Annotated in this window: 17 protein-coding genes; 8 read left to right on the forward strand and 9 right to left on the reverse strand. The window is 67.0% G+C overall.

Features of this window, described 5'->3' with window-relative positions:
- Positions 1-19 precede the first annotated feature (19 nt).
- The 5 genes from BMZ97_RS00105 to BMZ97_RS00125 all read left to right on the forward strand — a co-directional run bounded on the left by BMZ97_RS00105 (position 20) and on the right by BMZ97_RS00125 (position 4440).
- A complete protein-coding gene (locus BMZ97_RS00105; protein ID WP_092166414.1) occupies positions 20-928 on the forward strand; it encodes a beta-keto acid cleavage family enzyme in 909 nt (302 codons plus the stop codon).
- Positions 929-953: 25 nt separating this feature from the next.
- Positions 954-1970, forward strand: a complete 1017-nt coding sequence (locus BMZ97_RS00110) for a quinone oxidoreductase family protein (protein ID WP_092164263.1) — start codon at positions 954-956, stop codon at positions 1968-1970.
- A 5-nt stretch (positions 1971-1975) separates the two neighbouring features.
- Complete coding sequence (locus BMZ97_RS00115) at positions 1976-2326, forward strand: cupin domain-containing protein (protein ID WP_092166416.1); 351 nt, start codon at positions 1976-1978, stop codon at positions 2324-2326.
- Between the two features lie 31 nt (positions 2327-2357).
- Complete coding sequence (locus BMZ97_RS00120) at positions 2358-3314, forward strand: Bug family tripartite tricarboxylate transporter substrate binding protein (RefSeq protein ID WP_092164264.1); 957 nt, start codon at positions 2358-2360, stop codon at positions 3312-3314.
- Positions 3315-3426: 112 nt separating this feature from the next.
- A complete protein-coding gene (locus BMZ97_RS00125) occupies positions 3427-4440 on the forward strand; it encodes an ABC transporter substrate-binding protein (protein ID WP_092164265.1) in 1014 nt (337 codons plus the stop codon).
- Positions 4441-4609: 169 nt separating this feature from the next.
- Here the strand turns inward: BMZ97_RS00125 and ggt are convergent, their stop codons facing one another.
- The 4 genes from ggt to BMZ97_RS00145 all read right to left on the reverse strand — a co-directional run bounded on the left by ggt (position 4610) and on the right by BMZ97_RS00145 (position 10222).
- Positions 4610-6205: a gamma-glutamyltransferase gene (gene ggt / locus BMZ97_RS00130; RefSeq protein ID WP_092164266.1), complete on the reverse strand. Its 1596-nt coding sequence runs from the start codon at positions 6203-6205 to the stop codon at positions 4610-4612.
- A 106-nt stretch (positions 6206-6311) separates the two neighbouring features.
- Positions 6312-7898, reverse strand: a complete 1587-nt coding sequence (locus BMZ97_RS00135) for an ABC transporter substrate-binding protein (protein WP_092164267.1) — start codon at positions 7896-7898, stop codon at positions 6312-6314.
- Positions 7899-8002: 104 nt separating this feature from the next.
- A complete protein-coding gene (locus tag BMZ97_RS00140) occupies positions 8003-8725 on the reverse strand; it encodes a GntR family transcriptional regulator (RefSeq protein WP_092166418.1) in 723 nt (240 codons plus the stop codon).
- Between the two features lie 333 nt (positions 8726-9058).
- Positions 9059-10222 (reverse strand): FAD-dependent oxidoreductase, encoded by a 1164-nt coding sequence (locus tag BMZ97_RS00145; protein WP_092164268.1) that lies wholly within the window; start codon positions 10220-10222, stop codon positions 9059-9061.
- Between the two features lie 74 nt (positions 10223-10296).
- Between BMZ97_RS00145 and BMZ97_RS00150 the strand changes: the two genes are divergently transcribed.
- The 3 genes from BMZ97_RS00150 to BMZ97_RS00160 all read left to right on the forward strand — a co-directional run bounded on the left by BMZ97_RS00150 (position 10297) and on the right by BMZ97_RS00160 (position 11991).
- Positions 10297-10752, forward strand: a complete 456-nt coding sequence (locus tag BMZ97_RS00150) for a MarR family winged helix-turn-helix transcriptional regulator (RefSeq protein WP_092164269.1) — start codon at positions 10297-10299, stop codon at positions 10750-10752.
- A gap of 83 nt (positions 10753-10835) precedes the next feature.
- Positions 10836-11300, forward strand: coding sequence for an Rrf2 family transcriptional regulator (locus BMZ97_RS00155; protein ID WP_092164270.1), 465 nt, complete (start codon positions 10836-10838; stop codon positions 11298-11300).
- Complete coding sequence (locus BMZ97_RS00160) at positions 11290-11991, forward strand: class I SAM-dependent methyltransferase (protein ID WP_092164271.1); 702 nt, start codon at positions 11290-11292, stop codon at positions 11989-11991. Before BMZ97_RS00155 ends, BMZ97_RS00160 begins: the two co-directional genes overlap by 11 nt.
- Positions 11992-12196: 205 nt before the next feature.
- Here BMZ97_RS00160 and BMZ97_RS00165 read toward each other — a convergent pair whose 3' ends face one another.
- Genes BMZ97_RS00165 through BMZ97_RS00185 form a run of 5 tightly spaced genes read right to left on the reverse strand, consistent with a single transcriptional unit; the run spans position 12197 to position 17481 of the window.
- Positions 12197-13168, reverse strand: a complete 972-nt coding sequence (locus BMZ97_RS00165) for an ABC transporter ATP-binding protein (RefSeq protein ID WP_092164272.1) — start codon at positions 13166-13168, stop codon at positions 12197-12199.
- A complete protein-coding gene (locus BMZ97_RS00170; RefSeq protein ID WP_244546170.1) occupies positions 13165-14247 on the reverse strand; it encodes an ABC transporter ATP-binding protein in 1083 nt (360 codons plus the stop codon). The genes BMZ97_RS00165 and BMZ97_RS00170 overlap by 4 nt, the downstream gene beginning before the upstream one ends.
- Complete coding sequence (locus tag BMZ97_RS00175; RefSeq protein ID WP_092164273.1) at positions 14244-15788, reverse strand: gamma-glutamyltransferase family protein; 1545 nt, start codon at positions 15786-15788, stop codon at positions 14244-14246. Before BMZ97_RS00175 ends, BMZ97_RS00170 begins: the two co-directional genes overlap by 4 nt.
- Entirely contained in the window at positions 15788-16684 is an 897-nt protein-coding gene (locus tag BMZ97_RS00180; protein ID WP_092164274.1) for a polysaccharide deacetylase family protein, read from the reverse strand. The genes BMZ97_RS00175 and BMZ97_RS00180 overlap by 1 nt, the downstream gene beginning before the upstream one ends.
- 11 nt (positions 16685-16695) lie before the next feature.
- The gene (locus BMZ97_RS00185) at positions 16696-17481 is read right to left on the reverse strand and encodes an SDR family NAD(P)-dependent oxidoreductase (protein ID WP_244546171.1); all 786 of its coding nucleotides are present in this window, start codon (positions 17479-17481) and stop codon (positions 16696-16698) included.
- Between the last annotated feature and the right edge of the window lie 7 nt (positions 17482-17488).

Here is a 17488-nt window from a genome sequence, read left to right on the forward strand (position 1 = left end):
GGCGATGACGATGCGCACCATGCTCGATAAGGTCGTCATCACCTGCGCGGTCACCGGAAACCTGACGCGTCCCGATCAGACCCCGCATCTGCCGGTCACGCCCGAGGAGATCGCCGACGCTTGCCTGGGAGCGGCGGAGGCAGGGGCGGCGGTCGCCCACATCCACGTCCGCGAACCCGGCACCGGCGCGCCGTCGATGAAACTGGAGTACTATCAGGACGTCGTCGCGCGCATCCGAGCACGCGACCGCGCGCTGATCTTGAACATCACGACCGGTCCGGGCGGGCGCTTCGTGCCCTCGCAGGACGATCCCAAGATCGCAGCCGCCGGCACGACGCTGATGAATCCGGAGCAGCGTGTCGCCCATATCGCGGCGCTGAGGCCCGACATCTGCACGCTCGACCTCAACACGATGAATTCGGGCGGGCAGGTCGTCATCAACACGCCCGGCAATGTCCGGCGCATGGCCAAGGTCATCCGCGAGGCCGGCGTGAAGCCCGAGATCGAACTGTTCGACTCCGGCGACATCGCCTTGCTGCATGATCTGCTGGCCGACGGCACCCTGACGGGGCCGGCGCTCACCTCCTTCGTGATGGGCGTGAAATACGGCTTTCAGCCCTCGCCCGAGACCGTGCTCTACGCGCGCGGCCTGCTGCCGGCCGGCGCCCATTTCACCGCAATCGGGATCGGCCGCTCGACCTTTCCGATGGTCGCTCAATCGGTGCTGGCCGGCGGTCATGCCCGTACCGGGCTCGAGGACGCTGTCTACGTCGACCGCGGCACGCTCGCGCCTTCAAACGCCGCAATGGTCGAAAAGGCGCGGCTGATCATCGAACAACTCGGCGCCCAGATCGCGACGCCGGCACAGGCGCGGGCGCTCTTCGACCTTCCCTTGGCCGGGTCCGAGCCGGGACGGACGCCCGCATGACACGCAGGCAAGCGAGAGATTGGAAATGAACGCACCGGCGAAGATGACCTCGATCATGGCGACGACTGTCCGGCTGCCGGCCAAGGCCGATGGGATCGAGGCGGTCGCGCCTGTGATCGAGCGGCGCTCGCTGGCACTTGCCAACGCTGGCGACGCGATTGTCGAGATCAGGGCGGCGGCTGTGAATCCGTCCGACGCCAAGGCCGCGATCGGGATGATGCCCTATGCCATCTTCCCACGCACACCTGGTCGCGATTTCGCGGGCATCGTCGTTGACGGGCCGGCCGCTCTGATCGGCAAGGAGGTGTTCGGCTCCTCCGGTGACCTCGGCATACGGCGCGACGGCACTCACGCGTCCCATCTCGTGGTCGAGGCGGACGCGTTGATCGAGAAGCCGGCCGGGATCACCCTTGCCGAGGCGGCCGGCATCGGTGTTCCCTTCGTCACCGCGCAGGAGGGCTTTCGCCGTTGCGGAATGCCGAAACCCGGCGAGACGGTCCTGATTCTTGGGTTGAACGGGAAGGTCGGTCAGGCAGCGGCGCAAATCGCCTCCTGGCAGGGCGCACGTGTCATAGGCGTGGTCCGCAAGGATGAACCCTATGCCGGCCACGCCCAAGGCGTCGTCACGGTGATCAATTCAAGTCGGGAGGACGTCGCCGGGACGGTCCGCGAACTCACCGACGGCAAGGGCGCCGACATCGTCTACAACACGGTCGGCGAGCCCTACTACGAGGCCGGCACGAAAGCGCTCGCGATCCTCGGCCGGCAGATTTTCATCGCCGCCCTGAAGCAGACGGTTCCGTTCGACATCTTCTCCTTCTATCGCGGCCGGCACACTTATGTCGGCGTCGACACCCTATCCCTGTCCTCGATCGCTACCGCCGACATCCTGCGCGACCTCGTTCCGGGCTTCGCCACCGGCGCCCTGCGACCGTTCCCGATCCCTCCCGGCGCGACCTATCCGCTCGAGCGCGCTCGTGACGCCTATATCGCGGTGCTCGGTTCCTCGCGCGACCGCCTCGTCCTCCTGCCGAACGGATGATCGCCATGCATGTCGTGCGACTGAACGATGCCCCGCGCTACGAGGCGCCTGGCCACAGCGACATGCGGATGTTCCGGCTGCAGGGCCGCGAGGCCGGGCCTGCCGACGTGATGTGGCTGGGAATGAGCCAGATCCTGCCGGGCGGTGGCATCGCCCCTTCGGCCTCTCCGGAGGAGAAATTCTACCTCGTGCTCGAAGGCGAAGTGACCTTCGAGACGCCGGACGGTGTCGTCATGCTCGGGATCTGGGATTCCTGCCGCATCGCCCCCAACGAAATGCGCTCCTTGCGCAACGAGACCAAACGCCCGGCCACGGTTCTGCTCGCCATGCCGCTGCCCAACACCGCCAGAGGCTGAAGGCCCGGCTTGTCCACTGGGAGGAACGTCGATGGATCGCCGTCAGTTCATCATCCGAGCCGGCCTTGCTGCCGGTACAGTGCTTGGCGCCCGCAGCGCTCTCGCCCAGAGCTATCCCAATCACCTCGTGCGGCTCGTCGTGCCATTCTCAGCCGGCAGCATGACCGACATCCTCGCGCGCGCGGTCGCCGAGAGGCTTTCGCCGAAATGGAAGCAACAGGTGATCGTCGAGAACAGGCCGGGTATCGCCGGGACCAGCAGCGTCTCGCGCGGCCCGGCCGATGGTTCGCAACTCCTGCTGACTTCGAACGGTCACAGCGTTATCGGCGTCGTCAACAAGAATGTCGGCTTCGACCCGGTCAAGGATTTCGCTGGGATCGGTCGGGTTGCGACCACGCCCTTGCTCCTGATCGTGCCGCCCAATGCACCCTTCAGGACATTGGCCGAGTTCATAGCGACCGCCAGAGCAAAGCCCGGCGATCTGAGCTACGGCTCGGCCGGCGTCGGAAGTACAACGGGAATCGCCGCCGAACTGTTCAAGCAACTGACCAACACGCAGATGGTGCTGGTACCGCATCGCGGCCAGCCGGAATCGCAGATCAGCGTGATGCGTGGCGATACCGCCATGGCCTTCACCTTCTTCACTGTCGGCGGCGACCTGATCCAGTCCGGCCAGCTGCGCGCGCTGGCCGTCACAGGGGCGTCGCGCCTCCCGCAGCTCCCGGATGTGCCGACCTTCGCGGAGGCAGGGCTGCCGAGCTTCGTCTACGATAGCTGGTTCGGACTGCTCGCACCCGCGGCCTTGTCGCGCCCAATCATCGGCCAGATCGGCAGGGACGTCACCGAGGTCATGGCCGATCCCGCAACCGTCGGGCGCTTCGCGGCGCTAGGCGTCGAGATCACGACCTCGACGCCCGACGCCTTCGATGCGGAACTGCGCGGCGATGCCGAGCGCTACGGCAAGCTCATAGCGTCGGTCGGCGGCTGAGCCGCTTGCGGCCTGTAAAGGTGCCGGCGAGCAGGGAGATGCGTGGGACGTAACCCGGCGGGACGATCACGCCCGCTGACCGCACGGTCAACGAAAGCCAGGGAGAACGCCAATGACAACGGAATGGGGCTTCACACGCCGTGCCGCTCTCGCCGCTGGTGCAGCCATGCTCGGCTGCGCCGGCGCGCCGGCACAGGACGCAAGACCGATCAGGCTCGTGGCCTTCGCCGGCGCATCGAACTGGCCGATCTGGATCGGCCAGCAGAAGAGCTTCTTCGCGGCGGAGAGGCTCCAGGCGTCACTCGAGATCACGCCGAACTCGCGCCAGATGGCGGCGGACGTCTTCAGCGGTAAGTTCGACGTCGCCCTGACCGCGATCGACAACGTCGTCGCCTATGTCGAGGACCAGGGCGAGGCGCAGTTGCCGGGGCCCGCCGATTTCGTGGCCTTCATGGGCGTCGATGACGGCATGCTCTCGCTGATGGCGGTGCCGGGGACAAAGTCCGTCAACGACCTCAAGGGCAAGGAGCTGTCGGTCGACGCGCTGACGACGGGATTCGCCTTCGTGCTGCGCGACGCCTTGATGAAATCGGGCATCGGGGCCGACGAGGTCAAGTTCGTCGCCGTCGGCGGTGGAGCCCAGCGGCTGGCGGCCCTGCGCGAACAGAAACAGACCGCCACCCTGCTCAATTCGCCGCTCGACCTGATCGCGGAGAGCGCCGGCTCGGTGCGGCTGGCCGAGATGCACGCGCTGATCGGCCCCTATCAGGGCATTTGCGGCATGGCGCGCCACGCCTGGCTCGCCGAAAACCGGGACACGGCCAAGGCGTTCGTGCGCGCCTTTCACGCCTCGGTGGCCTGGCTCGTCGACCCGGCAAGCAAGGACGAGGCGATCGCGATTCTGCGCGAGCGCGTGCAGGGCACGTCGCCGGAACTGGCGCAGAGGATCCATGCCCGGCTCACCCATCCCGAGCGCGGCATCAAGCGCGACGCAGCGATCGACATCGAGGGTCTCCGCACGGTCCTGCGCCTGCGCTCGACCTACGCGGCCGCTGGGCGGACCCTCAGCGATCCGTCACGTTATCTCGATTCAGCCCTGATCGGTGAAGCCCTTGGCCGAAGCTAGTGGCAGCTCCTGATAGTGCCGACTTTGAAATGGGTTCCCGCGCGGCCCGCCATGTCCTTGATCTCACGCCAGTTCGTTATGCTTACAGTCCTGCATCGTGCCCGGGGCTCACCCTGTGTTGAGCCATCCGGGCACGCCAGGTCGATTACCTGCCTCCGGCTGCTCCTGATCAGATACCGAGCGCGCAGCCGTCCTTGCGCGGGTCGGAGCCGCCGAGCAGCGTGCCGTTCTCCCAATCGATCCAGATCGCCTGGGCGCCGCCGATCGGCGTCTTGGCCGGCTGAACCTTGAAGCCCCGGCTTTCGAGCGCGGATCCGCAGGAGGCCAGCAGCCGGCCTTCGAGCTCGACGGTTGCGGTGCCCGGCAGCGGGAACAGGCGCGGCAGGTCGATCGCACTTTGCAGGTCGAGGCCGTGGTCGAACAGCTTCGACAGGAAATGGGCATGGCCCATCGCCTGGTAATGCCCACCCATCACGCCGAAGGAGAGGCAGACCCGGCCATCCTGCGCGAGCATGGCGGGGATGATCGTGTGCATCGGGCGCTTGCGCGGGCCGACCGCGTTCGGATGGCCCTGTTCGAGCACGAAGCTCTGGCCGCGATTATGGAGCAGCACACCCGATTTCGGCGTCAGCAACCCGCTGCCATAGGGATGGAAGATCGAGTTGATGAAGCTGACCGCATTGCGGTCCTTGTCGACGACGGAAATGTAGACCGTGTCGCGATGCTCGGCTCCGCCTGTCAGGGCAGGCAGCGGCGCGGTCGCGCGCGCCGGGTCGATCCGGGCGGCAAGTTCATCGGCAAGCGCGTCCGAGAGCAGATAGTCGACCGGCACAGGACTGAGCGCCATGTCGGCGACGAACTGGTCGCGCGCGGCATAGGCCAGACGCGTTGCCTCGACCTCGATATGCAGGTTCTCGACAGTGAGCGGGTCGGGCTTCGGCGTGAAGCGCTCAAGGATCTTCATGATCATCAGGGCGACGATGCCCTGGCCGTTGGGCGGGATTTCATAAACGGTGCGGCCGCGGAACTGCGTGCTGATCGGCGTGACGTATTCGCCCTCTGCCGTGGCGAAATCCTCCAGCGTATGCAGGCCTCCCGCCGCCCTGAGATAGTCCACGGTCTCGGCGGCGATCTCGCCGCGATAAAACGCGTCCCGCCCCTCGCGGCCGATCGCCTCCAGCGTCGCTGCCAGCTGGGGCTGGTGCTGGACCGTGCCGGCAGCCGGCGCCTCGCCATTGACCAGGAAGGTCGCGGCTGCGTTGGCATCCTGCCGCAGCAGGTCGCGCTGGTTGCCGAGATCATAGGCGACGCGCGGCGTGATCGCGTAACCGTCGCGGGCGAGCTTGACCGCCGGCTGCAGGATCTCGGCAAGCGGCATTCGGCCGTGATCCTTGACCAGTCGCGTCCAGGCGTCGACGGCGCCCGGCACCGTCACGGCATGGGGGGAGCGCCGTTCGATCGTGGTGATTCCAGCCGCGCGGTACCAGTCGAGCGTGGCGGCGGCGGGTGTGCGGCCCGAGCCGTTATAGCCGCGGATATCGGTGCTGCCGCCCTTCGAGATCAGGGCGAAGCAGTCGCCGCCGATGCCGGTCGAACCCGCCTCGACCACGCATTGCACGGCGCAGGCGCCGACGGCCGCATCGACCGCATTGCCGCCGGCGCGCAGGATGTCGATGGCGACGAGCGTCGCCGCCGGATGCGAGGTGGCGGCCATGGCCTCGCGGCCGATGGCGAGGGAACGTCCGGGAAGCTCGAAGTCACGCATGGCAGGCCTGATCTTGGTTGGCCGTAGGCATCGACGCCGACGGCGGTGGGTTCATCATGACGGGCTCGCCCGGAAGGCAGCGTAGCTGCCCTCCGGGCCTGCGTTGTCAGCCCTTGCGCAGATTGGTGAAGACGGGAACGCCGTTCAGCATGCCGGTCAAGTTCTTGCGATAGGCGACGGGCTGGAAATACTGCCCGGCCGGGACATAGGGCACATCCTGCATCGCCTGCAGTTCGATCTCGCGGGCGATCGCTTTCTGCTCTGCCAGAGTTGCCGCCTCGAGCCAGCGGGCGCGCAGCGCCTCGATCTGCGGGCTTTCGGGCCAGCCGGGGCCAGCTTTTGGACCATTGCCGCGCAAGGGCGAGCTCGTCGCCGGCGAGCCGAGATCGAGTCCCGACCAGTAGGTGACGTAGCAGCTCCAGCCACCTTGCTCGATCGGGGTGCGATTGGTGATGCGCTGCAGGACCGTGCCCCAATCGGCCGCGACGAAGTCGACATTCGCACCGATCTGACGCAAGGCGTCGGCCGCAACATCGCAAACCAGCGAGATGCGCGGCACGTCCTGGGCCGCGAGGAAGACGATGCGCTCGCCCTTATAGCCCGCGTCGGTCAGCTCCTGCTTGAGCTTTCCGAAATCCTTCGGCCCTTTCAGTGCCGACGCCACGGCGTCCGACGCCATCGGCGAGTTGCTGGGAAAGAAACCCATGCTGCTGCGCTCTACCTTGGGATCGCCGCCGCAGACCGCGTCCATGCAGGCCTGCTGGTCGAGAGCCTTGAGGATCACGCGTCGGATGGCCGGGTTGTTGAACGGCGCCTGGCTATGGTTGAGGCGCAGTTGGCCGGCCATGCCGCTCGCATCCTTGACCTCGACGACGATGTTGGGATCCTTCCGCAGCAGCGGCAGCAGGTCGATCAACGGCTGCTCGATCCAGTCCACGGCTCCGGTCTGGAGCGCTGAGACCGCGGTCGCAGCGTCCGGCATGACGTTGAACTCGATGCGATCGAGATAGGGCGTGCGCGGCCCCGCCGTGAAGCTCGGCGTGCCGCTGGGACGCGGCACATAGCCCTGATGACGGGCATAGACATGGCGAGCGCCCGAAACGCGCTCTTCCTTGACATAGCGGAACGGGCCAGACCCGATCGCCTCCGGGATCTGCTTGAACGGGTCGGTCTCGGCCAGGCGCTCGGGCATGATCGCGGCGACGAGCGCGCTCGGGCGCGCCAAGGCCGCCGGCAGCAGCGGGAACGGCTTCCTCAGCCGGAAGACGATGGTGCGGTCGTCAGGTGCCGAGAGCTCGTCGGTCACCGCCATCAGCGCCTGGCCGAAGGCATCGCGCGCGCCCCAGCGCTTGATCGAGGCGACGGCGTCGCGCGCCAGCACCTTGGCTCCGTCATGGAAGACCAGGCCCGGCCGCAGCGTCAGGGTCCAGCGCTTGCCGTCATCATCGACGACATGGCCTTCGACCATCTGCGGCTGCGGCTGCAGGGTCTCGTCGAGCCCATAGAGCGTGTCCCAGACCAGGAGCGCATGGGTGCGCGTCGAATAGCCGGTCGTCCAGATCGGATCGATGATCGCGACATCGGAATAGGGCACGAAACGCAGGGTTTTGGCGTCCTGCGCAAGCGCGACATGCGGCGCCGCAGGCAGGAAGGTTGCAGCGGCGGAGGCTTTCAGAAACTGGCGTCTGTCCATGTCATTCCCCTGTAGTTGATGTCTTGTGCTCGGCGTGCAGGCCGCTGCGGGCCCTTGTCGCGCCTGAAATCGGATCGCCTTGGCGAGCCCCTCCCGATATGTGGCTAAGGCAGCTGCACTGCGCTCGAAGCCGCCTGGCCGGCGCGGCGCGGCGTGCCGGTCGCGAGATTGCCGCTGCGCAGGAACTCGGCGAGCCTTTGCGCCGTGCGCATCACATGGTCGCGCATGGTCTGCTCCGCGAAGGCGGCATCGCCCGTCTTCATAGCGTCGACCACGACATGCTGGGTCTGGGTGGCGGTGCGCGGCCGGTCGATATGGTGGAGCCAGACGCGCATATAGGGCTCGACGGCGATATGCAGCGCCGAGATTTGCCGCACGAGCTTCGGCCGGCCGCTGAGTCTGCAGATATATTCGTGGAAGGCCTGGTGATGGCTCAGCCAATCGCCGCCGCCGGCCTCGCCGCTGCGTTCCATCCGCTGCATGAAGCTGTCGAGTTCGGCCAGAACCGCGGCATCGACGCGCGGCATGGCGAGGCGGACCGCCAGCCCCTCGAGCACCGAGCGGATCTCGAAGCTCTCGAAGATCTCATCGATGGTCAGGCCGGACACCACACAGCCGCGGTTGGGCCGGATCATGACGAGCCCTTCATTGGCGAGGCGCTGGAACGCCTCGCGCACCGGCATGCGGCTCATCGCCAGTTCCTGCGCGATCGTCTCCGGGATTAGCCGCTCGCCCGGCTGATAACGCCCGACGCGGATGGCCTGGAGAATCGCGAGATAGGCCTCCTCCTGCGCCGTGGCGGCCGAAGATGTCCGTCCAAAGCTCATGGACCGGCTCCCTGCGAGAGCGCCGCCAAGGACGGCGGCGCTCGATTGCATCACTGTATCCAGTGATGCAATCGAAGGGGAGAGAAGGCAAGCGCCTGGCCTGCTGCAATGCTGCGCAACAGTGCCTGAACTTTTGACCTGTCTGTGTGAGCTGCCTTCAGCGCGAGCGGTCGGGGGGCGGTTGTGTCGTGTTCTGCAGGGAAAAGTGGTGGCGGGAGTGCGGCATGCAGCTTGGCGACAGGCCAATCCATGGCGCTCACCATGCGTTCGAAATGGCTCTCGGACGTCTCCATCGCTTCCGCGCCATGGCAGCCGCTCGCTGCGCGGCCACTCTCAGCTCGGTCCGGCGCCTTCGCGGCGGAGGCGGACGTGTCCTGCCAAATGTCGCAGGGTGAGTTCGAGCCCGATATGCGAGAACTCGGTTGCTGCGGCCTCTGCCGCCTGTTCGGCGGGCTCCACGAGGCGCGCGAACATCGCGGTTTCGTAGGCTCGCACGGCGTTCTTCCAGTTCCCGTCTTCGATGAGGTGGCGTGCAAGCTCGGCCGCATCGAGCATGGCGGCGTTCACGCCTTCACCTCCGAAGGGCGACATGACATGGGCGGCATCGCCGATGAGGGTTATGCCAGCCCGGTTGGGCCAGTGGTGGCCGACCGGCATTGCATGGATCGGCCGGGGAACGATCTGGTCGTTGCTGGCCCAAATGAGATCGAGCACCTCCGGCGCCCAGCCCTCGAATTCGGCGGCGAGGCGGGCGCGAGCCGAGGCCGGCGAGGCGAAGTCGAATGTCGTCGTCGCCCAGTCCGGGGGCACGCGGAAGATCGCATAGCCCCGCAGATGGGCGTCGCCGTTTCGCTGGACGATCAAGGCCCGGCCATCGCCCTGGATGTCGGCCTTGCCACGCCCGACCAGGCGGGACAGTGCCGGGTGCCGCTCGTCGACCGCGTCGATGCCGAATTCGATGAAGGTCAGGCCGGAATATTGCGGCTTGTAGGCCGAAACCAGAGGGCGAACGCGGGACCAGGCGCCGTCGGCGCCGACGACGAGATCGAAGGGGCCGACGGTCTCGTCGTCGAAGACGAGATCATAGGCGCCATCCTCACGCGCCTGCACCTCGCGCAAAACATGATCCCAGCGGATGGACCCGGCCGGCAGCGAAGCCAGCAGGAGCTCGCGAAGCGCGGTCCGGTCGACCTCCGGCCGGTCGCCGTCGGCAGCCTTGTCATCGGCGAACAGCAATGCACCTGTCTTGTCGTAGACGCGGCTGCCCTGGTCTTCGTAGCGCGCGATCAACCGAAACCCGTCCGTCAAGCCGGCGCGTTCAAGCGCGAGCTGGCCTGAATCGGCGTGAAGATCGAGCGTTCCGCCTTGCGCCCGTGCCAGCGCATGCGCGTCCCGCTCGAACAGGGCCGTAGGAATTCCGTCGAGATGGAGGAGGCGGGCCAGCATCAGGCCGCCGGGCCCGGCGCCGATGATGGCGATGCGGGGGATTTGGATCATGGACAGGGTTCTCATGCTGATTTATATAGGTAGCTATATAGATAAACATAGGTGCCAATGCAAATGAGAAGGCCATGACCGATTGGGACCTGTTCGCGACGCCTGCGCCCCTCATCAACATGGCATCCCGCAGCTTCGCGCGGCTCGCCGAACGCCGGATAAAGGCTCTTGGATTCAGCGCCGGCCAATTGCCGGTGCTCTATCTTCTGAGGGACGGCTCGGCGATGTCGCAAAAGGACCTGACGCTGTTTGCAAGGATCGAGCAGCCGTCGATGGCGCAAATGCTGGCGCGGATGGAGCGTGACGGGCTGATCCAGCGTACGCCCGATCCGAATGATGGCCGCAGCAGCCTTGTCTCGCTGACCGAGGCTGCCCTGGCAAAGCTCCCCATGGCACGCGAGGCCTTGAAGGAAGGCAGCGAGGCTGCCTTGGCCGGCTTCAGCGACGACGAGGTCGCAAGCTTGATCGGTTTGATGCGGCACCTGAACCAGAACCTGGACCGGATGGTGGCGGCGGAAGTCGCCTCGTAGGAGCGGGCATCCGCCAACTGCCGGGCAGGGCATGTTCGCTGCAGCCGTTGACGATTGCCATATCACGCACTATTTGAAGTTACATGAAGCGTGACAGTCGACTATCCGGTGTGCTCCATGTGCTGCTACACATGGCGGAACATGATGGCCTGGTGACCTCGGAGGTGCTGGCAAGAGCGATGGGCACCAATCCGGTCGTGGTCCGCAGGGTCATGGCCGGCTTGCGCGAGCAGGGCTATGTGCGCTCCGAGAAGGGGCATGGCGGCGGTTGGACGCTGGCGCGGGATCTGGCCGAGATCACGCTGCGCGATATCTATGATGCGCTTGGCCGCCCCACGCTCCTGGCGATGGGCAACCGCACGGAGGCGCCGGGCTGCCTTGTCGAACAGGCCGTGAATGCGGCGCTCGACACGGCCTTTCGAGAGGCGGAGGCGCTTCTGCTGTCCCGCCTTGGCGGCGTCACGCTCGCAGCGCTCAGCGCCGATTTTCACGCCCGTCTGACTGCGCGCCCGGGCTTATCCCGAACGGAGATCGATCATGCCGGTTAAGGATGGCGCCCAGCACTTCTTGGAGGTCTTCTCCGATCCCGAGCGCGTCGCCCGCTATGTGGACGGTCCCCGTCGCTATGTGCCTGGCCTTGCCGATCTTCACCGCATGACGGGGATCCTGCTCGCGGAGCGCGCGCCGCGAGATGCCAGGGTTCTCGTCCTGGGGGCAGGCGGTGGGCTGGAACTGAAGGCTCTGGCGGAGGCGCATCCGGAATGGAGCTTCGTCGGTGTCGATCCATCCGCGGAAATGCTGGGGCTGGCAGCCCATACGCTGGGTCCGCTGGGCGCACGCGTGGAGCTGGTTCAGGGCTATATCGAGGATGCACCGCCAGGGCCTTTCGACGCGGCGACCTGCTTGCTGACGCTGCATTTCCTCGCTTCCGACGAGCGGCGGCGGACGGCGAGCGACATGCGGCGCCGGCTCAAGCCGGGCGCGCCGCTCGTAGTGGCCCATGGCAGTTTTCCGCAGGGGCAAGACGGGAGGGCGCTCTGGTTGTCGCGCTATGCGGCTTTCGCGATCACGTCGGGCGTCGACCCAGACCAGGCGAATGCGGCCCGAACCGCGGTCGACACCAGCGTGAGCATGCTCAGTCCGGAGCAGGACGAAGCGATCCTGCGCGAGGCCGGGTTTGCGGATGTGGCGCTGTTCTTTGCCGCCTTCACATGGCGCGGCTGGATCGCGCATGCGTGACGATGAAGGATAGCGTCGGGCGTTGCGACCGGGCCTTGCTGTTTATCCTCGGAACCACGCCGTCATCCTGGCCGTAGCGAAGCGGAGCGCCGGGATCCATCGGAGGCCCATCCTTTGACGGGGCTGGCTCTACGATGGATCCCGGGACGACCTCCGGTCGCCCAGGATGACCGGGTGGTTCCGGGGAGAAGCGATATCGGGACGCTTACGCCGCCCGGACGAAGCAGGCGGCCTGGGTTCCAGATTGCGCGTCTTTCAGGGCAGGGCGCATTGTTGCGCAGATATCGACGCGGATCGGGCAGCGGCTGATGAAGGGACAGCCCGGCGGCGGCGAGAGCGGGCTCGGCAGGTCGCCGGTCAGGATGATCTTTTCCCTGCGGCGCTGCAGGACCGGGTCCGGCAGCGGGATCGCCGAGAGCAGCGCCTGGGTATAGGGGTGCCGCGGCGCCTCGAACATCGCGTCGATCGGCCCGCTTTCCGCGACCGTGCCGAGATAGAGCACCATCGCCTCGTCGGCGACGTGCCGCACCACCGAGAGATCATGCGAGATGAAGAGATAAGCGAGATCGAGCTCGCGTTGCAGCTCCAATAGCAGATTCAGCACCTGCGAGCGGATCGAGACGTCGAGCGCCGAGACCGGCTCGTCGAGGATCAGGAGGCGTGGCGACAAGGCAAGCGCGCGGGCGATGACGACGCGCTGGCGCTGGCCGCCCGAGAGCGCGCTCGGCAGGCGCTCGCTGAAGGCTGCGGGCAAGCCGACCCGGTCGAGCAGTTCGATCACCCGCCTGCGCCGGTCGTTTCGCGACCAGCCGGCGATGGCGAGCGGCTCGGCGATGCTGTCGCTGATGCTCATCTTTGGGTCGAGCGCGGCGCTGGGGTCCTGGAAGACGATCTGGATCTCCTGCGCCAAGGCCGCCCGGTCGCGGCCTTTGAGCCCGGTGACGTCGCGCCCGTCGAACAGGATCGTGCCGCCTGTCGCCTGCTCCAGCCCGATCACGGCATAGGCGGTGGTCGACTTGCCGCAGCCGGATTCGCCGACCAGCGCGAGCGTGCGCCCGGCATGGACGTCGAAGGAGACGCCGTCCACCGCCTTGACCACGCCGCCGCGCGCGCCGACGCCCTGGCGCAGCTTGAAATGGACCTTGAGGTCGCGGACCTGCAGCAGCGGCGCGCTCATGCCAAGGCCTCGACGCGGGCCGAGTGCCAGCAGGCGGCGGCATGGCTAGAGCATGTCCGCGTTTCTCCGAAGCGCGGAAATGCTCTGCTTTCTTGTTTTATCGCATTGTCTTCACGCGAACCGGTGTCCACTTCGCTCGAAAATGCTCTGGCCTCGACCAGCGCCAAGGGCGGCGCCTCAAGGCAGGCCTCGTCGGCGAGCGGGCAGCGCGAGCGGAAGCGGCAGCCATCGGGCCAGGCGCCGGCGCTCGGCACCATGCCCTCGATGGTGCGCAAAATCGCCTTGCGCTGGCCCTGCAAGGTCGGGATCGTCGCCAGCAGCAGCTTGGTATAGGGGTGGCGCGGCGCGGCGAAGATCGGCTCGACCGGTCCGCTCTCGACGATGCGGCCGCCATACATCACGCAGACATCGTCGGCGAGATCGGCGACGACACCCATGTCATGGGTGATCAGCACGATCGCGGTGCCGACCTCCTCGCGCAGGCGGCGCATCAGATCGAGGATCTGCGCCTGGATCGTCACGTCGAGCGCCGTCGTCGGCTCGTCGGCGATCAGCAGGGCCGGGCGGCAGATCAGGGCCGAGGCGATCATGATGCGCTGGCACATGCCGCCGGAGAGCTCGAAGGGATATTGCCGCGCCCGCCGCTCCGCATCGGGAATGCCGACACGGGTCATCATCGCGATGGCTTCCGCGCGCGCGGCCTTCCCCGAAAGTCCGCGGTGCAGGATCAACGCCTCCTCGACCTGCTCGCCGACGCGCATCAGCGGGTTCAGCGAGGCGACCGGCTCCTGGAAGATGATCGTCGCTTCATTGCCCCGCACCTGCGACAGAGCGGCCTCGCCCAGGCCGGTCAGGTCGCGCCCGTTCAATCGGATCGCGCCCTGCTTGATCCGTGCCGCCTTCGGCAGCAGGCCGAGCACCGACAGGGCCGTCAGGCTCTTGCCGCAGCCGGATTCGCCGACGATGGCGAGGATGCGGCCGGAGCCGACCGCAAGCGAGACATGGTCGACGATGCGGTTGCCGTCGATCTCGATGACGAGATCGTCGATCGCCAGGACGTGAGCGTCGGTCGTCATCATGCCGTCGCTGCGACCACGGCGGCCCAGGGGCTGGTCGGATGAGCCATGCCGATGAAACCGCCCGTGGGGGCGGCCATCACGGCCGAGGGAATCGAGAAATTCACCGGATAGAGCGTGTCCTCGACGATTTCGACCGGGAAGGCGGTGGCGACGGTCGCGGCGACATCGGCCTCGGCACGCGCATCGATCTTGATGCACGGCGTCGAGGCGTCAATGCGCGGGCGATGGAAGGCCTCCTCGAGCGAGAGGCCGAAATCGGCAAGGCCGGAGATCAATTGCAGCACCGTCGGGAAGATGGTGCGCCCGCCCGCTGCCCCGATGGCGAGCACCGGGCGGCCGTTTTGGCTCAGCACCAGCGGGCACATATTGGCGAGCGGCTTTTGGCCGGCCGCGATGCTGTTGGGCTGGCCGGGACGGGGATCGAACCACATCATGCCGTTGTTCATGAAGATGCCGGCATTGGGCAGCGCGACCTTGGCCCCGAAGCGCGAGAGCAGCGTGTTGGTCAGCGAGACCATGGTGCCGTTGCGATCGACCACGCTGACATGGGAGGTGCAGCCGGCTTGCGGTGTCGCGGCATGGCCGAGCGTGGTCAGGCGCGTCGCATAAGCCTCGCGGATCGCGCTGGCATAAAGCAGGGCGGTCTGGGCCGGCGTGGTCGCGCGCGAGAGCGGGCCGTTTTCGAGCCGGTTGGCTGCGTCGAGAAAGCTCGGCCCGCCGCTCAGGCCGGGCAGTGCCGCGATGTCGAAATCGCGATAGCGGCCGGCGAGCGCCGGCGCCCAGGCGACCTCATAGGCGGCAAGGTCACTGGCGCGGATCGGCGAGCCGCCGGCTTCGAGATCGGCCGCGATCATGCGGGCACTCTCGCCCTCGTAGAAATCGCGCGCGCCGGCCTTGGCCAGCCGTCGCAGCAATGCGGCCTTGCGCGCCATCGGCTTGAACCGTCGCGTATCGGCCCCGGCCTTGGGCGGGTGCCCGTTATCCAATAGCAGCGCCGCCGCAGCCGGATCGCGGGAGAGGCCGGCCGTGTCGATCGCGATGCAGAGCGCTGCGAACCAGTCGATCTCCAGCCCGCGCTCGGCATGTTCGATCACCGGCTGCAGCGCCTCTTCCCAGGAGAGCGTGCCATGGCGTGCGAGCGCCGCCGCAAAGCCCGCGATCGCGCCGGGCACGCAGATCGCGCCATAGCCCGAGACGTTGCGCTCGTCGACGACTGCCGGCCAGGCGAACCAGTTGCCGCTCTGGCCATCGGTCAGCGGATAATCGGCCGGATCTAGCCCGGCCGCAGCGCGGACATTGAAGTCGAGCGTCTCGGTGGCGCCGGTCGCGCCATCGGCATGGACGAGAAAGCCGCCGCCGCCGACCCCAGACAGCCAGGGCTCGACGGTGCTCAGCACCAGCGCCGTGACGACGGCGGCATCCATCGCATTGCCGCCGCGCGAGAGCACCGCGGCTCCGGCCTCGGCCGCATGACGGTTCTGTGCGGCGACAAGCCCATGGGGCGAATGGACGGCGGGCCTCTGGACGGTGAAGGTCTGCATCAGCGCGGGGCCTTGAAGCGGAGCGGGCCGCTGGGCTCGGGCAGCCGCAGCGGCACGCTGAAGCGCTCGGCATTGCTGCTCGCGGCATGATGGGCGGCGAGATCGCCGACGGTCGCGATCCAGACGCCGTCCGAGGTGGTGACGGCGTCGAGCAGCTTTTCCAGCATCCGGACCCGGCCGGCGCGGCCGGAGATCCAGTCATGGATCGTCAGCATCATCATCCGGCCCTCGCGATGCAGCACCTGCCATTCGTCGAGCCAGGCCTCGAGGACGCCGCCTTGCGGGGAGGGCGGGGCGCGGTCTGTCGGGCTGCCGGTGAAGCGGAAATAGATCGCGTCATCGACCGCCCAGAGCACCGGCACCTGGGTCACGCCGTCGATCGTATAGGGATGGTCGAAGCCCATCAGCGAGGAATCATAGAGCCCGCGCCGCTTCACCTCCGCCAGCATGGCCGGCGTCATCTCCCAGGCCGGCGAGCGGAAGCCCTTCGGCACGATACCGGCTTGGGCTTTGAACAAGGCAAGCGATTCATCGAGCGCGCGGGCGAATTCATCCGGACCGGCCTCGGTCGCGATCTCATGGAAATAGCCGTGCAGGCCGATCTCATGGCCGCGTTCGACGAAGGCCGGCAGCAATTCGGGATGGTTTTTCGCCACCAGGCCCGGCACGAACATCGTCGCTTTGACGCTGTAGCGGTCGAGCAGATCGAGGATGCGCCAGATGCCGATGCGCGGGCCGAACAGCCGCTGCTCGATCTGCCCGAGCGTGGCGGGGGCGTCGGCAGCGAGGTTCCACTGATAAGGGCTTTCGGCATCGACATCGATGCTGAAGCAGAAGGCGCTGGTCTTGCCGGCAGGCCATTCATAGGCGGCGCGGGGGAAGGTCGCTGGGGTCATCGACGCCTCCTTCAAAGCGCGCTCTTCTTGTCCTGATGGACCGCGAGCGAGCCGATTGAATTGCCGCCATCGACCGTCAGTGTTGCGCCGGTGACATAGGATGACAGATCGCTGGCGAGGTAGAGCAGGGCGTTGCCGACATCCTCGCGCGAGGATGGCCGGCCGAGCGGGATCTGCGAGATCGTGCTCTGGATATGCGCGTCGGTCAGTCCGCTGACCTTGCTGCCGGCGGCGAAGCCCGGTTCGAGCGCATTCGAGCGGATGCCGTATTCGGCGAGCTCGACGCCGAAACCCTTGGTCAATCGGTCGAGTGCCGTCTTGGAGGTGGAATAGACCGCGGCCGTGCGGCGCATCTTGCGCGAGGCGCCCGAGGAGATGTTGATGATCGAGCCCTTGACGCCCTTGCGCACCATCTGCGTCGCGATCTCGCGGGTCAGGATGAAGGGCGCGCGCAGATTGACCGAGAAGATCCGGTCGAACTCCTCCGTCGAGGTGTCGAGCAGGAAGCCGCTGGGATAGATCCCGGCATTGTTGACGAGGATATCGACCGCCCCCCAGCGCTGGCCGATCTCGGCGGCAAGCGCCTTGATCGAGGCCTCGTCGGTCAGGTCGGCGGGCTTGGTGAAGCTGTCGGGACCGAGGTCAAGCGAGGCAGCCAAGGCGTCGAGCTCGCCGGCTTTCGCATCGGTCAGAGCCAGCGTCGCTCCGGCCTCGTGCAACGTCTGCGCGATCCAGCGCCCGATCACGCCGCAGGCGCCGGTGACGAGCGCGCGCTTTCCCTTGATGTCGTCGAACATGGTCATG

The sequence above is a fragment of the Allobosea sp. OK403 genome, assembly GCF_900113835.1.
Taxonomy (GTDB): domain Bacteria; phylum Pseudomonadota; class Alphaproteobacteria; order Rhizobiales; family Beijerinckiaceae; genus Allobosea.

Bases quoted from the DNA above. Each gene is read 5' to 3' on its own strand.
- BMZ97_RS00160 (WP_092164271.1), top strand. From the start codon at position 11,290: ATGCCGGTTAAGGATGGCGCCCAGCACTTCTTGGAGGTCTTCTCCGAT.
- BMZ97_RS00115 (WP_092166416.1), top strand. From the start codon at position 1,976: ATGCATGTCGTGCGACTGAACGATGCCCCGCGCTACGAGGCGCCTGGC.
- BMZ97_RS00120 (WP_092164264.1), top strand. From the start codon at position 2,358: ATGGATCGCCGTCAGTTCATCATCCGAGCCGGCCTTGCTGCCGGTACA.
- BMZ97_RS00145 (WP_092164268.1), bottom strand. From the start codon at position 10,222: ATGATCCAAATCCCCCGCATCGCCATCATCGGCGCCGGGCCCGGCGGC.
- BMZ97_RS00165 (WP_092164272.1), bottom strand. From the start codon at position 13,168: ATGAGCGCGCCGCTGCTGCAGGTCCGCGACCTCAAGGTCCATTTCAAG.
- BMZ97_RS00125 (WP_092164265.1), top strand. From the start codon at position 3,427: ATGACAACGGAATGGGGCTTCACACGCCGTGCCGCTCTCGCCGCTGGT.
- BMZ97_RS00135 (WP_092164267.1), bottom strand. From the start codon at position 7,898: ATGGACAGACGCCAGTTTCTGAAAGCCTCCGCCGCTGCAACCTTCCTG.
- BMZ97_RS00175 (WP_092164273.1), bottom strand. From the start codon at position 15,788: ATGCAGACCTTCACCGTCCAGAGGCCCGCCGTCCATTCGCCCCATGGG.
- ggt (WP_092164266.1), bottom strand. From the start codon at position 6,205: ATGCGTGACTTCGAGCTTCCCGGACGTTCCCTCGCCATCGGCCGCGAG.
- BMZ97_RS00185 (WP_244546171.1), bottom strand. From the start codon at position 17,481: ATGTTCGACGACATCAAGGGAAAGCGCGCGCTCGTCACCGGCGCCTGC.
- BMZ97_RS00105 (WP_092166414.1), top strand. From the start codon at position 20: ATGCTCGATAAGGTCGTCATCACCTGCGCGGTCACCGGAAACCTGACG.
- BMZ97_RS00155 (WP_092164270.1), top strand. From the start codon at position 10,836: ATGAAGCGTGACAGTCGACTATCCGGTGTGCTCCATGTGCTGCTACAC.
- BMZ97_RS00110 (WP_092164263.1), top strand. From the start codon at position 954: ATGAACGCACCGGCGAAGATGACCTCGATCATGGCGACGACTGTCCGG.
- BMZ97_RS00150 (WP_092164269.1), top strand. From the start codon at position 10,297: ATGACCGATTGGGACCTGTTCGCGACGCCTGCGCCCCTCATCAACATG.
- BMZ97_RS00180 (WP_092164274.1), bottom strand. From the start codon at position 16,684: ATGACCCCAGCGACCTTCCCCCGCGCCGCCTATGAATGGCCTGCCGGC.
- BMZ97_RS00140 (WP_092166418.1), bottom strand. From the start codon at position 8,725: ATGAGCTTTGGACGGACATCTTCGGCCGCCACGGCGCAGGAGGAGGCC.
- BMZ97_RS00170 (WP_244546170.1), bottom strand. From the start codon at position 14,247: ATGATGACGACCGACGCTCACGTCCTGGCGATCGACGATCTCGTCATC.